This window comes from Pseudomonas alvandae (assembly GCF_019141525.1).
Lineage (GTDB): Bacteria > Pseudomonadota > Gammaproteobacteria > Pseudomonadales > Pseudomonadaceae > Aquipseudomonas > Aquipseudomonas alvandae.
On sequence record NZ_CP077080.1, the window covers coordinates 994,894 to 1,008,250 of the forward strand.

General features: G+C 62.5%; 14 protein-coding genes. 9 read left to right on the plus strand and 5 right to left on the minus strand.

The window, feature by feature from the left end:
* Nucleotides 1-184 precede the first annotated feature (184 nt).
* Nucleotides 185-1,492, plus strand: a complete 1,308-nt coding sequence (locus KSS97_RS04350) for a contractile injection system protein, VgrG/Pvc8 family (RefSeq protein ID WP_198797872.1) — start codon at nucleotides 185-187, stop codon at nucleotides 1,490-1,492.
* Nucleotides 1,489-2,286 carry a DUF4123 domain-containing protein gene (locus KSS97_RS04355; RefSeq protein WP_217861162.1) on the plus strand — a complete coding sequence of 266 codons (798 nt, stop codon included), beginning with the start codon at nucleotides 1,489-1,491 and terminating at the stop codon, nucleotides 2,284-2,286. Before KSS97_RS04350 ends, KSS97_RS04355 begins: the two co-directional genes overlap by 4 nt.
* 3 nt (nucleotides 2,287-2,289) lie before the next feature.
* On the opposite strand, the gene KSS97_RS04360 is transcribed toward KSS97_RS04355, so the two are convergent.
* Both KSS97_RS04360 and KSS97_RS04365 read right to left on the minus strand, forming a co-directional pair.
* Nucleotides 2,290-3,639 carry an MATE family efflux transporter gene (locus tag KSS97_RS04360; RefSeq protein ID WP_217861163.1) on the minus strand — a complete coding sequence of 450 codons (1,350 nt, stop codon included), beginning with the start codon at nucleotides 3,637-3,639 and terminating at the stop codon, nucleotides 2,290-2,292.
* 211 nt (nucleotides 3,640-3,850) lie between these two features.
* The gene (locus KSS97_RS04365) at nucleotides 3,851-4,144 is read right to left on the minus strand and encodes a hypothetical protein (RefSeq protein WP_030138039.1); all 294 of its coding nucleotides are present in this window, start codon (nucleotides 4,142-4,144) and stop codon (nucleotides 3,851-3,853) included.
* A 164-nt stretch (nucleotides 4,145-4,308) separates the two neighbouring features.
* Here KSS97_RS04365 and KSS97_RS04370 point away from each other — a divergent pair, with 164 nt between their 5' ends.
* Genes KSS97_RS04370 through KSS97_RS04385 form a run of 4 tightly spaced genes read left to right on the plus strand, consistent with a single transcriptional unit; the run spans nucleotide 4,309 to nucleotide 6,570 of the window.
* Nucleotides 4,309-4,617 carry a MazG-like family protein gene (locus KSS97_RS04370; RefSeq protein ID WP_181287298.1) on the plus strand — a complete coding sequence of 103 codons (309 nt, stop codon included), beginning with the start codon at nucleotides 4,309-4,311 and terminating at the stop codon, nucleotides 4,615-4,617.
* A complete protein-coding gene (locus KSS97_RS04375; protein WP_198797874.1) occupies nucleotides 4,610-5,359 on the plus strand; it encodes a methyltransferase in 750 nt (249 codons plus the stop codon). The genes KSS97_RS04370 and KSS97_RS04375 overlap by 8 nt, the downstream gene beginning before the upstream one ends.
* A gap of 24 nt (nucleotides 5,360-5,383) precedes the next feature.
* Nucleotides 5,384-5,992 (plus strand): DUF4136 domain-containing protein, encoded by a 609-nt coding sequence (locus KSS97_RS04380; protein ID WP_198797875.1) that lies wholly within the window; start codon nucleotides 5,384-5,386, stop codon nucleotides 5,990-5,992.
* A gap of 20 nt (nucleotides 5,993-6,012) precedes the next feature.
* Nucleotides 6,013-6,570 carry a DUF4136 domain-containing protein gene (locus KSS97_RS04385; protein WP_030138043.1) on the plus strand — a complete coding sequence of 186 codons (558 nt, stop codon included), beginning with the start codon at nucleotides 6,013-6,015 and terminating at the stop codon, nucleotides 6,568-6,570.
* A gap of 115 nt (nucleotides 6,571-6,685) precedes the next feature.
* On the opposite strand, the gene KSS97_RS04390 is transcribed toward KSS97_RS04385, so the two are convergent.
* Nucleotides 6,686-7,540 (minus strand): MaoC family dehydratase, encoded by an 855-nt coding sequence (locus tag KSS97_RS04390; protein WP_030138044.1) that lies wholly within the window; start codon nucleotides 7,538-7,540, stop codon nucleotides 6,686-6,688.
* 2 nt (nucleotides 7,541-7,542) lie between these two features.
* Nucleotides 7,543-8,895 (minus strand): 3-oxoacyl-ACP reductase, encoded by a 1,353-nt coding sequence (locus tag KSS97_RS04395; RefSeq protein WP_030138045.1) that lies wholly within the window; start codon nucleotides 8,893-8,895, stop codon nucleotides 7,543-7,545.
* Between the two features lie 146 nt (nucleotides 8,896-9,041).
* Here KSS97_RS04395 and KSS97_RS04400 point away from each other — a divergent pair, with 146 nt between their 5' ends.
* On the plus strand, nucleotides 9,042-10,319 hold the full coding sequence (locus tag KSS97_RS04400; protein ID WP_217861164.1) for an acetyl-CoA C-acetyltransferase: 1,278 nt from the start codon (nucleotides 9,042-9,044) through the stop codon (nucleotides 10,317-10,319).
* On the opposite strand, the gene KSS97_RS04405 is transcribed toward KSS97_RS04400, so the two are convergent.
* Nucleotides 10,306-11,334 (minus strand): bile acid:sodium symporter family protein, encoded by a 1,029-nt coding sequence (locus tag KSS97_RS04405; RefSeq protein ID WP_217861165.1) that lies wholly within the window; start codon nucleotides 11,332-11,334, stop codon nucleotides 10,306-10,308. The genes KSS97_RS04400 and KSS97_RS04405 overlap by 14 nt on opposite strands.
* A 79-nt stretch (nucleotides 11,335-11,413) precedes the next feature.
* Between KSS97_RS04405 and KSS97_RS04410 the strand changes: the two genes are divergently transcribed.
* Nucleotides 11,414-12,205 (plus strand): AraC family transcriptional regulator, encoded by a 792-nt coding sequence (locus KSS97_RS04410; protein WP_217861166.1) that lies wholly within the window; start codon nucleotides 11,414-11,416, stop codon nucleotides 12,203-12,205.
* A 209-nt stretch (nucleotides 12,206-12,414) separates the two neighbouring features.
* On the plus strand, nucleotides 12,415-13,308 hold the full coding sequence (locus tag KSS97_RS04415; RefSeq protein ID WP_030138049.1) for a PA4780 family RIO1-like protein kinase: 894 nt from the start codon (nucleotides 12,415-12,417) through the stop codon (nucleotides 13,306-13,308).
* Nucleotides 13,309-13,357: the final 49 nt, after the last annotated feature.

Sequence of the window (13,357 nt, forward strand, 5' to 3'; positions counted from 1 at the left end):
GTGCTCCCTCGCCATATTGTTTGCGTGGAAGGATTTTTCTCGCATTCGGCTACGTACTTTGCTGCGTTTGACCGGGCGAGGTCCTTATTTCATGTAGTCCCTTTCCTAATCTGTCCTTGAGCTCTCTACTCGACCAAGGCTCTCAGCGAGAATGCCCGGTCGCCCCTCCTGTAGAGAAACGCCGATGTCCGATCCAGCCTGCGAGCTGTCATTTCGTCTGGAGATAGCCGGTCTGCCTGAACCCTTCGTCGTCGTGGCCTTCACGGGCAGTGAAGCCATCAGCGAGCCCTTCGTTTTTGAGGCGCAGGTGCTGACCGGCGACCCGGCCCTGGATTTGGCGGGTCTGTTGTACCGAAGCGCCTGGTTGAGTTTTGGCGCCCCCGGTCGAGGCATTCACGGGCAGCTTCATGAGCTCGTGCAAGACCGACATGGCATCGGTTGCCGCGTGCGTATCGGGCCGAAGCTGGCATGCCTTGCACTGCGCTTCAGCCAGCGCGTGTTCAGCGCACGCTCGGTACCGCAGATCATCCGCCAGGTGCTCAAGGAGCACGGCATCAACGGCCGCGACGTTTGCCTGGACCTGAGTCGCGACTATCCCGTGCAGGATTTCTGTACCCAATATCGTGAATCCGACCTGCAGTTTCTCCAGCGGGTGTGCGCCCAAGCGGGCATTCATTTTCATTTCGAGCAGGGCCGAGACGGACACGGCGTGGTGTTCGCCGATACCGTGGGCAGCGCTTCTCCTGCTGGCAAGGCTGTTTACAGTAGTGGAATACAGGCTTCGGCAGTGCATGCGTTCAGGGTCGACATCGACGCTTCGAGAGGGCTCGTCGCTCGTGGGAGCAGCGATCTGACACATCTGTACGGCGGCCAGATCCTGTCGTTGACGGCGCATCCCTATAAAGAGTGGAATCAGCGTTGGTTATTGACCGAGGTTGAACATCGTGGACAGGGTGGGGCGTACACCAATCAGTTTCGGGGCGTCCCGTGGGGGTTGCCGTTCGTGGCGGGCAGGGTTCCCGAAAAACCTGTCATGGTGAGTCGGCAACGTGGATGGGTGGTGGAAGTCGAGGCTCCGGCAGAACAGGTGGCCGGGCGGCTGGCGGTGCAGTTCGACTGGGTTTATCAGGGAGAAGGTGCCAGCCCCAGCCATTGCTGGTTGCCCTTGGCGCCGGAGCTGGCAGGGTGTGCGGTGGAGGGCATCCGCGAGGGCACCGAGGTGTTGGTGAGCTTCATCGAGGGTGATCCGGATCGTCCTCTGATCAGTGCTTTCCTCGGTTCCCCCGCCAGCGCGGAGATTGCCTGCGACCCGCTTCCGAGCGAAACGCTGGAGGACATGCGCTTGCCGCCCGGCGTCGATTCGCCGTTGCTCTCCGCGATCCAGAAGGGTGAGCCGCTGGTCCTGCTCTGCCTGCTGCCCGGAGGGGGGCGCTTCAGTCACTGTACCCAGTCGATATGCACCTGCCGCATGGTCACGGACGCGGCGCCATGAATGCCGCCGTCATGCCTGGCCCCGCGCCTCAATGGTTACTGCTCGACGTGTCGGACGCCCCCGACGCCGCGCCGCGTCTGCAGGCGCAATTTGCCGAAGCCCGGCGCTTAGCCCTGTTCGAAGATACCGAATTCCATGGACTGCGGGCACACGGTCCGCTGCTGGTGGATCTGCGGCAGTCGCCTGCGCTGGCCAGCCTGTGTCATCTGGATGCGCGGTCCTGGCCGGGTTTGCTGTTGTTCACCGCCACGCCCGCCGAGCATCTCCTGGTACACCTTCGAAGGATGTTGACGGTGACGCTGGGCCTGCACCACAAAGCCTTGCTGAGTTACTACAACCCCCATACCGCCAGTTATTTCTTCGATGGTTGCGATCCTCGGGAACTCAGTCGCTGGCTGGGGCCGATCAACCAGTTGCGCTGGTTCGGCGGTACCTGGGCTGATCGGTCGACGGGGTGTCAGGGCTGGCAACAACTCTCCAACCCCGGGCTGCCGGTGCCGGCATTGGAAAATGAACAGGGTCTCAGCGACAGGCAGCAGGGCAAGTTGCAGGCGTGCCTGCTGGAGCGCCACGTCTGGCGATGGTCGCGCTCCACGGGGCGCGACTATTGGTTGCTCTGGGGGTATTTGCAGCAGGGCTTGGCCCTTGGCTTCAGCGAACAGGCTGTACTCGACGGCTGGCTGTGGCTGCGCTTGCAATACCCTGACGCCCGGCCAGTGTCGAGCTTGCCAGGTGAGTCGCAGCGCGAACGTCTCGATCATCTGCGACGGCTATGGCAGGGCAAGCATCGCTGAACATCATGTGCTGCGGGGTTCGAACCAGCCGTCACTGCGTTGCAAACGCCAGGCGACGGTACCCAGGGTCAGGCTGCGCAATGACATGAACAGCAGGAAGGTGATCCACAAGCCGTGATTGCCCAAGCCTTGCAAAACCCAGGCGAACGGCAGCGTGAGCAACAACGTCAGGAGCATGCCGTTGCGCATTTCCCGAGCGCGGGTGGCGCCGATGAACAGGCCGTCGAGCAAATAGCTCCAGACCGCAATCAGCGGCAGGGCCGCAAGGTAAGGCAGGTAACGGTAGGCGGTGTCGCGCACGTCGGCGATGTCGGTTTGCAGGTCGATGAACAGGTGGCCTGCGAGCAGGAACAGCAGGGCAAACCCCACACTGGCGATCAAGGACCAACCGCAAGCGACCACCAGCGAACGGCGCAAGGCCAGACGATCGCGGGCGCCGATAGCGTGGCCGCACAGCGCTTCGACAGCATGGGCCAGGCCGTCCAGTGCATGGGCGGTCAGCAGCAGGCCGTTCAGCAACAAGGCGTTGGCCGCCACGGTTGCATCCCCCAGGCGCGCGCCCTGCACCGTGATCAGGAAAAACACCGATTGCAGCACCAGGCTGCGAATGAAGATGTCCCGGTTAACCGCCAGCAGCGGCTGCCAGCTTTTCCATAAGCCCAAGGCTGCCCAGGCTATTTGCCCCGGCCAGGCGCGCAGTGTGTTGCGCGCCAGGGCCAGGCCGACTAGCGCACCGGTCCACTCGGCGATTACCGACGCCCGGGCCGAACCGACCACGCCCCAGTCCAGGCCAATCACGAACCAGAGGTTGAGGGCGATGTTCACCAGGTTGGTCACCAACAGGATCGCAAGCGGCGCCCGGGCGTTCTGGGCGCCGAGGAACCATCCGACCAGTGCGTAACTGGCCAGGGCCGCGGGCAAACCGAAGAGGCGGGTGTGGAAGAAGTCCCGGGTCAGTTGATTGAGTTCTACCGACGGCTGCATGAAATGCAGCGCCACATCGCTCAAGGGCACCCCGACAGCCCCGAGCGTCACCGCCAGCCCCATCGCCAGCAGCAATCCTTGCAGCAAGACCTGTCGCAATGCCGCGCCGTCACCCCGACCGGCGGCCTGGGCGGCGAACCCGGTGGAGCCCATGCGCAAGAAGCCCATGGCCCACGCCAGGACCGTATACAGACTTGCTCCGACCGCCACCGCGCCCAGTTGATGGGCGTGAGGCAAGTGGCCGATGACGGTGCTGTCGACCAACGCCACCAACGGCACGGAAATGTTGGAGAGAATCATCGGTGCGGCGACCGCCCAGACCCGGCGATGGGTGAAGCGGTCGCGCCAGTCGGCGATCAGGTTGGACATGCGGGCTCCTTGATGGAGCGCGATTGTAGCGGGTTATTGTTTGGTCGTTCCCTGCGGAACTTGGATTCATTGTGGCGAGGGAGCTTGCTCCCGCTGGACTGCGCAGCAGTCCCCCCCAAAAGCAGGGCCGCTGCGCGCTGGAGCGCCAGCCCGGCCCAGCGGGAGCAAGCTCCCTCGCCACAGGGTGTCAGGAAAGGGGACGAAGGAGACTTTAGTGAATGATCCAACTCAACAACCACAACCCGAGCACCAGCCAGATAATGCCCATGACGATCGACGCCCGCATGAAGGCGCGGATCGCCGAGTACAACAGCATCAGCCCGAGGATCAGCGCGACGATGCTGATGATCGAGGTGTCCATGCCCAGGGTGCGGGACAATCCGTCGACAAAATTGCCGCCCGCATTGGCCAAGGTGTTGAACAGGCCGCTGAGCAGGTCGACGATGAAACGGATCACCGAACCGAGCGCCTGGCCGAGCCATTCGAAAAAGCTTTCTGCCTGCATGTGTGCATCCTGATGAAGAGGAATCGAAATCGAGCCGTTGGCTCCTGATTGTAGGAGCTGCGACGGCTGCGATCGTTCGATTATGAGGCAATTCGCCGCTTCGTACCGAGACGCTTGCCTTCCCCCGTCTTCCCCCCGAAGCTATGCGCATTCAGGAGAGCCCGATGAACCTTGTTGAACTGACCGAACGCCTGCATGCCATTCGTGACCGTAACGACTGGCGGCAATTCCACAGCCCGAAGAATCTCGCCATGGCCGCCAGCGTGGAGATGGCCGAGCTGGTCGAGATTTTCCAATGGTTGACCGAGGACCAATCGCGGCAGTTGTCGGCGGATAAGCTGGCCCACGCGGGTCAAGAGGTGGGTGACATCGTGTTGTACCTGTTGCTGCTGTGCAGTGAGTTGGGCCTGGACATGGACGCCGTGGTGCGCAGCAAATTAGCCGACAGTGAACGGCGGTTCGCCCATGAGTGACCGCCATTTCGATCAGCTCGCCACGCGCTTCGCGGAAAAGATCTATGGCGGGGCCAAGGGGGCGATCCGCCTGGCCGTGCTCCAGGCCGATTTGCTGGAAAGCCTGCCGGAGCGGCCGCTGCGCGTACTGGACATCGGTGCGGGCCTGGGCCATATGTCGCTGTGGCTGGCCGAGCGCGGTCATCAGGTCACCTTGGCCGAGCCGGCCGAACCCATGCTCGAAGGCGCCCGTCAACGCTTCGCCGAGGCCGGCCGGCACGCAACGTTCATCCAGGCGCCTTGGCAGGATCTGCTTGGCCAGCTCACCGAACCTTACGACCTGGTGCTGTGCCACGCGGTGCTCGAATGGCTGGCCGAGCCCCACGCGATCCTGCCGGTGCTGCATCAGCTCACGAAGCCTGGCGGCTGGTTGTCGCTGGCGTTCTACAACCGCGACGCGCTGGTCTATCGCAACCTGCTCAAAGGGCATTTCCGCAAGCTGCGCAAAAATGACATGGCCGGCGAGAAACAAAGCCTGACGCCGCAACAACCCCTTGATCCGCGGGAATTGGCGGCGCAACTTGAAGACCTGTGGCAGGTCGAAAGCCAGAGTGGCGTGCGGGTTTTTCACGACTACATGCCAGTGGAATTCCAAGGCCGCGTAGAACTTGCGCAGCTGTTGGAAATGGAACTGGCCCACCGTCGCCATCCGGCCTTTGCCGGTTTGGGACGTTATCTACACTGGGTGTGTCGGCCGCTCTGACCTGAAGAGCCATCGGAGAGCGAAATGAAAGGTCGTTCAGGATTATTGGCGTTATGCCTCGGGCTCGCAGCCTGCCAGGGCAGCAACCCGTACGTCGCCACGTCCAATCCGTTGCCGCCGGCACCGCCCGAAGCCGCCACGGTGTTCGATCGCAGCGCCTACCCGGCGCCGCCCCGTGACTATGGACGCTATCGCAGTTGGGCCTGGCTCAACGGCCGGCTGCCACCGGGCACCGCCTGGGCGGATTCGGCCCAGGTCGCCGAAGCGGTGAGCGAGGCCTTGGACCAGCGTGGGTTGCGTCCACTGCATGACAACCGCGCCGCGGACCTCTTCGTCACTGCCGAACTGCGCCTGGAGACTCGCATCCGCCAGGTCCGGGACGATTACGACTCGGGATACTACGGCGGCTACAACCGCTACGGACCGGGTTACGGGATGTACAACAGCGTTCCGGTGGTACGGACTTACCAGGAGCAAGTGGTGGTGGTTCGAGTGGATCTGTTCGACGCCCGCAACGGCCAGCCGGTGTGGAGCGCCAGTGCCGAGACCAGTCAGCGGGGCCATCAGAGCGAGCGCACCGATGCCATTCGTGAGGCAGTGGAAAAGGCCATGTCGGCTTATCCTCCCAGTTGATCACGCAACGGAGAAAAACCATGTTCCGCCGTCTTGTTCCGTTTGCCCTTGTCCTGCTGCTCGGCGCTTGCGCCAATAACCAGGTCAACCATGACTTCGACACCAGTCGGGATTTCGCGGCCTACCGCAGTTGGAGCTGGAAAGAACCGGCCCTGCAATATCGCCCCGATGACCCGCGTATCAAGAGCGACCTGACCGAGCAGCGGATCCGCCAGGCGGTCGCCGATCAGCTTGACCAGCGTGGCTTGCGACCGGCGCAGGCGGGGGCTCGGGGTGACATGCAGGTCCAGGCCTATCTGATCGTCGAAGACCGCCAGCAGCAAGTGACGACAAACTATGGCGGCGGTTGGGGTGGCCCGTGGAATGGCTATTGGGGCGGGCCGATGTACAACGAGACCCGCAACGTCAGCTACAAGGTCGCCACGGTGCAGATCGACCTGCTCGATGGCAAGGACGGCAAGCTGGTGTGGCGTGGCAGCGACGAGCAACTGCTCAGCGATTCGCCCAACCCGGCGGAACGCAGCACGAAGGTGCGTGAGACGGTGGGGCGGATCCTGTCCAATTATCCTCCCCGCTGAACGAAGGAGCCGTGTGGGAGCGAGCTCGCGATGGCGAAGGATCGGTTTGCACATGTGTTGAATGTGCCGCCGCCATCGCGAGCAAGCTCGCTCCCACAGGATGGGTGCAACTCTCTCAGGCAACCGGCTGCCAACTTCCCTGCATATGCTCCAGCGCTCCAGCCCCATCCAGTCGAAAATGCCCACTGGACCCCGCCGCACTTGCCAGCAACGTCACCTCGCTGGGCAGGCGTACCGGTTTCTTGAAGGTTACGTTGATTTCGATGTTGGCCTCGGGCAAATGGTCATCCAGCGCCGCCAGGGCCCGGGCCTTGTTCCACAGCCCATGGGCGATGGCGGTGGGAAAACCGAACAATCGGGCGCTGGCGCCGCTCAGGTGGATCGGGTTGTAGTCGCCGGAAACCTTGGCGTATTGCCGGCCAATGTCCGCGGGCGCTGTCCAACGCGCCACTTCGGTCAGATCGAGGGGCGACGACGGCGGCTCCTCGACGAGCGCACCATCGAGCTGGACACCCTTGCACAGCATCTGGCTCTCGGCTTCCCACAGCGGTCCCAACTGATCCTCGATACGGGTCACCAGATCGAACACCGCACCCTTGGCGTGAGGTTGCAGGTTCTCGACGTTGACGCTGGCTTGCACTTGGCTGACTCCGCCCATGGGCCGCAGCACACGGATGCGGTTGCTCAGGTGAACCAGTCCCAGCAAGGGGAACGGGAACTCCCGGGCGGTCAGCAACTGCATTTGCAGGGCGAACGCCAGGACATGGGGATAGGTCGGTGGCAGCAACCCGCTTTCGGCGAAGCCACAGACCTTGCGATACGCCGCGAGGCGTTGCGGGTCGACCTGGATCATCTGGCGCAGCCCGATGTCGGGCAAGGTCGCGCCGGTTATCTTGCGGCGTGTCGCGGCCTTGGCGTACAGCCCGGACATCGACGGCGCAGTGTTTATCTCATGCCATTGGATCGTCATGCTCACGCCCCCAACAGGCTTTGCCCGCAGACCCGCAGCGCCTGCCCGGTCACGGCGCCCGTACCCGGTTGCGCAAGCCAGGCCACGGCTTCGGCGACGTCCTGGGGCAAGCCGCCCTGGCCCAGCGAACTCATGCGCCGCCCGGCTTCGCGCAGGGCGAAGGGGATGTCGGCGGTCATGCGCGTTTCAATGAAACCTGGCGCCACGGCATTGATGCTGATTCCCCGGGGCTGCAAGGCCGGTGCCCAGGCCTGCGCGAGGCCGATCAGCCCGGCCTTGCTCGCGGCATAGTTGGTCTGCCCGCGATTGCCGGCGATGCCGCTGATGGAGGCCAGCAAGATAACGCGGCCATTGTCCCGCAGGGTGCCGCTGTCGAGCAGCGCCTTGGTCAGCACTTGTGGTGCGTTGAGGTTGACCGCCAGCACGGCGTCCCAGAATTCCGGAGTCATGTTGGCCAAGGTCTTGTCCCGGGTGATGCCCGCGTTATGCACCACGATATCGACACCCTCGGGCAGGTGTTCGATCAATTGCGCAGCGGCGTCTTCGGCACAGATATCCAGCGTCACGCTGCGCCCGCTCAAGCGTGCGGCCAGCGCGTCCAGGTCGGCCTTGGCCTGTGGAACGTCCAGCAGGATCACGTCGGCGCCGTCCCGGGCGAGGGTTTCGGCAATCGAAGCGCCGATGCCGCGTGCGGCGCCGGTCACCAGTGCCTTGAGCCCGGTGAGCGGTCGCGTCCAATCCTGGACCTGGGTCTCACAGGCCTTGAGGCGAATCACCTGTCCGGAAACGTAGGCGCTCTTGGGCGACAGGAAAAACCGCAGTGCCCCCTCCAGCTGCGTTTCGGCGCCCTCACCGACGTACAGCAACTGCAGCGTGCCACCGTGGCGAAGTTCCTTGGCCAGGGAACGGCTGAAGCCTTCCAGGGCGCGTTGGGCACTGGCGGCGAAGGGATCATCGAAGCTTTCCGGGGCACGGCCGAGAATGACGACATGGGCGCTGTGGTCGAGGTTTTTCATCAGTGGCTGGAAAAATTCGCGCAACTGCTTGAGTTGATCAACCTGCACCAGATGGCTGGCGTCGTACACCACTGCCTTGATTTTCGGGCCATGGCCGGGAATCCATTCGGTCGCCAGCGTCGGTTCGCCGCCGTAGATGAAGATCGCATCGGTCAGGCGCTTGGCAAACGTGCCGACCTGTTCGGTCAGCGGTCCACCGCCCAGAAGCAGGGCACCCTCGATTGGCCGCAACCGCCCGGCTTGCCAGCGCTCCAGGCGCACCGGCGATGGCAAGCCCAGAGCGCCAACCAGACGCAGGCCAATGGGCGAATTGGCAAAGTCTATGTAACGGTCTGACATGGAACACACTCCGGCTGATGAGGTTCCAAGTGTGGACCATGTTTGGCAATCAGTCGTTCGATCGCCGGGATAAAGCCTAAGCTTGTGGCTGGGGTACGTTACGGCAGGCTTATTTCGCATCTTTCGCGCATACAGGGGAGTTCTTCATGGCACAGCTACGCCGCGTTGCGATCATCGGTGGTAACCGCATTCCTTTCGCCCGCTCCAACGGGCCTTATGCCACCGCCAGCAACCAGGCGATGCTGACGGCCGCGCTTGAAGGATTGATCGAGCGCTACAACCTGCACGGTGCACACATCGGCGAAATGGCCGCTGGTGCGGTGCTCAAGTTTTCCCGGGACATGAACCTGACGCGTGAATGCGTGCTGGGCTCGCGCTTGTCGCCAAGCACGCCGGCGTATGACGTACAACAGGCCTGCGGCACGGGTCTGGAAACCGTGCTGCTGGTGGCCAATAAAATCGCCCTGGGGCAAATCGACAGCGCCATCGCCGGCGGCGTCGACACCACCTCCGACGCGCCTATCGCGGTCAACGAAGGGCTGCGCAAGATCCTGCTGCAAGCCAATCGGGCCAGGACCACCGGCGACAAGATCAAGACGTTCCTGCAATTGCGCCCTCGGCACCTGATCCCCGATCTGCCGCGCATCAACGAACCGCGCACGGGCCTGAACATGGGCCAACACTGTGAATTGATGGCGCAGACCTGGCAGATTCCCAGGGAAGAACAGGATCAATTGGCCTTGGAAAGTCATCAGAAAATGGCCGCTTCCTACGCCGAGGGCTGGCATAACGATTTGATGACGCCGTTTCTCGGCCTGACCCGCGATAACAATCTGCGTCCGGACCTGACCCTGGAAAAGCTCGCCTCCCTAAAGCCAGCCTTCGAGAAAAGCGCCAAGGGGACGATGACCGCAGGCAACTCCACGCCGCTGACCGATGGCGCGTCGCTGGTGCTGTTAGGCAGTGAAGAATGGGCCAAGGCTCGCGGGCTGCCGATCCTGGCTTACCTGCGTGACGGTGAAACCGCAGCGGTGGATTTCGTCAACGGTGCCGAAGGTTTGCTGATGGCGCCGGTCTACGCCGTGCCGCGGTTGTTGGCGCGCAACGGCCTGACATTGCAGGACTTCGATTATTACGAGATCCACGAAGCGTTCGCCGCCCAAGTGTTGTGCACGTTGAAGGCGTGGGAGGACCCCGACTACTGCAAGACTCGCCTGGGCCTTGATGCGCCGCTGGGCGCCATCGACTGCAGCCGGTTGAATGTGAAGGGCAGTTCGCTGGCCGCCGGGCATCCATTTGCCGCCACCGGCGGGCGCATTGTCGCCAACCTGGCCAAATTGCTGGATGCGGCGGGGAAAGGCCGGGGGCTGGTATCCATCTGCGCCGCCGCCGGCCAGGGCGTCACCGTCATTATCGAGCGCTGACGATTGCCTCGTTTTGTCGAGCAACCTGGGCGCGCTGGCGGCTGACGTAGCGTTCGGCAAGGATCGAACAGACGATCAGTTGCAGTGGGTGGTAGATCATGATCGGCAGCAGGATCAGCCCGAGCCCGGGATTGTTGCCGAAAATCAACGCCGCCATCGGCACCCCCGCAGCCAGGGATTTCTTGCTTGCGCAGAACACCGCGGCAATTTCATCGGCGTTGCTGAACCGCAACGCACGAGCGGTGCGGGTGGTCATCCAGAGAATGATCGCCAGTAACACCGCGCTGCCGAGCACGGCGCTGAACAATACGCCATTGCCTTGTTGCTGCCATATCCCCGAGACCATGGAGTTGCAGAACGCCGCATAGACCAGCAGCAGGATGACCAGTTTGTCGATGACGTTGGTGTAGCGCTTGTACCGGGCGAAAAAGCCGGCCAGCCAGCGCCGCAGAAACTGCCCGAGCACCAGTGGCAGCAGCAACATCAGGCACAGGTCGAGCAGTGTCGAGCCCAGGTCGATGCCGCCGGCGCCGCTGCCCACCACGAAACTGACCAGCAGCGGTGTCAGGAAAATCCCCAGCACACTGGACAAGCTGGCGTTGAGAATCGCTGCCGGCACGTTGCCGCCCGCGCTGCCGGTCAGGGCTACCGATGAAGAAATGGTCGAAGGCAGGGCGCACAGGTAAAAAAAACCCAGCATCAACAACGACGGTACGTGGCTGCCCAGCAACCCTTCGCTGATCAGCCAAATCAACGGAAACACCCCAAAGGTAAAACCTTGCACCGTCAGGTGCAGCCGCGTGTTCCTCAAGCCGTGGCGGATCTGTTCGCCGGACAGGTTGACGCCATGGAGGAAAAACACCACGAAGATGCCGATGTTCACGACCCATTCCGCATGCATTGCGCCACCCGTGGCGCCGAAGCGGGGGAAGAAATACGCCAACAGCGTGGCGAGCAACATGCCGCACAGGAACCAGTCGGTCACCATGCGTTTGAGGTGTCTGAAAATCTGCATAGGGCACCGCAAGTTGTAAGAAAAGTTGACTTAGCCTAACGTCGCTCAACACAGTCGTCTTGCGATATAAGGCCAATCAATGCCGACTAACGGACACCTGCAACTCGAGCGACGCATTCCCGACCTGACGGAATTGCCCCGGCCACTCTATGCCCGGGTCGAAAGCCTGAACGCGGGTTCGTGGACCCAGGCTCATCGCCACGATTGGGTGCAATTCTCCTATGCCATCAGCGGTGTGCTGGGCGTCCACACCGCCGAGGGCAGTTTCTTTGCGCCGCCGCAACGGGGCATCTGGATTCCTGCCGATCTTGAGCATCAGGTCGTGACGTCTACCCGCGCGGAAATGCGCAGTCTTTACGTGCATCGCCAGGCTTGCCAGTGGGCCGAGGCGCGTTGTCGGGTGCTGGAAGTGACCCCGCTGGCGCGAGAGTTGATCAAGGTCTTCTGCCAATTTCCCGCCACCTATCCACAGGGTGATTCCGAGGAGGCGCGCCTGGTCCAGGTACTGCTGGATCAACTGGCAGCGTTGCCGGAGGTGGGTTTTTCCCTTCCGCTGCCCCGACACGCACGCTTGCTCGCGCTGTGCAACGAGTTGATCGCACAGCCCGAAGACAACGTGACGCTACACGCCTGGGCTGCCCGCTTGGGCACTTCGGAGAAAACCGTGATGCGTCTGTTCCAGCGGGAAACCGGCCTGAGTTTTCGCGCCTGGCGCCAGCGTATGCGGCTGCTGTCTTCCCTGGGGTCACTGGAAAAGGGCGACAGTGTGACCAGCGCGGCGTTGTCCTGTGGCTATGATTCGACGTCCGCCTTTATCGCGGCATTCAAGGGCCTGTTCGGTTTCACCCCGGGCGAGTTGTTCAAGCCCTGACCGGGGGCCTGCTCGCTTCGCCGAGGCCCGCCGGTTCTACGAGCAGCGTCACATCCAGTCTCGGTTATGATTTGGCTCCACTGAGCTGATCCGGCACATTGTGTGCATTCAGGGTTCATAGGTCGGACCCCCTCCCCGTGAAGGGTGGATTGCCGTATAACGACCTGTCATTCGCGTGTTTGGTAATAAAGGACCCAGAATAAAAGCTGATGAAGACTCCAAAACGCATTGAACCCCTGATCGAAGACGGTCTGGTCGACGAGGTGCTGCGCCCACTCATGAGTGGTAAAGAAGCAGCTGTTTATGTGGTGCGCTGCGGCAACGAGCTGCGTTGCGCCAAGGTCTACAAGGAGGCGAACAAGCGAAGTTTTCGCCAGGCGGCCGAATACCAGGAAGGCCGCAAGGTCCGGAACAGCCGCCAGGCCCGCGCGATGGCGAAAGGCTCGAAGTTCGGGCGCAAGGAAACCGAAGACGCCTGGCAGAACGCTGAAGTCGCTGCGCTGTTTCGGCTGGCTGGCGCTGGTGTTCGAGTGCCCAAGCCGTACGACTTCCTGGAAGGCGTGCTGCTGATGGAACTGGTGGCCGACGAATACGGCGATGCCGCGCCGCGCCTGAACGATGTGGTTCTTGAGCCGGATCAGGCTCGTGAGTACCACGCCTATCTGATTTCACAGATCGTCTTGATGCTGTGTACCGGTCTGGTGCATGGCGACCTGTCGGAGTTCAATGTCCTGCTCACACCGACGGGCCCGGTCATCATCGATTTGCCGCAAGCGGTGGACGCTGCCGGTAACAACCACGCCTTCAGCATGCTGGAGCGGGATGTTGGCAACATGGCGTCCTACTTCGGTCGGTTTGCGCCGGAGCTGAAACGCACCCGTTACGCCAAGGAGATGTGGGCGTTGTATGAAGCCGGCACCTTGCACCCAGGCAGTCTTTTGACCGGTGAGTTCGACGAGCCGGAAGAGCTGGCGGATGTTGGCGGGATCATGCGCGAGATCGAGGCTGCGCGGCTGGACGAAGAACGACGCCAAGCTGTACGCGCCGCCGACGATGCGCCGCCAGGCAAGACCGAGGAGCCGCCTCCGCCTTGGATGCAATGATCGGTTCGACCCAGAAACCCGGCCTAGGCCGGGTTTTTCATGGCTGGAT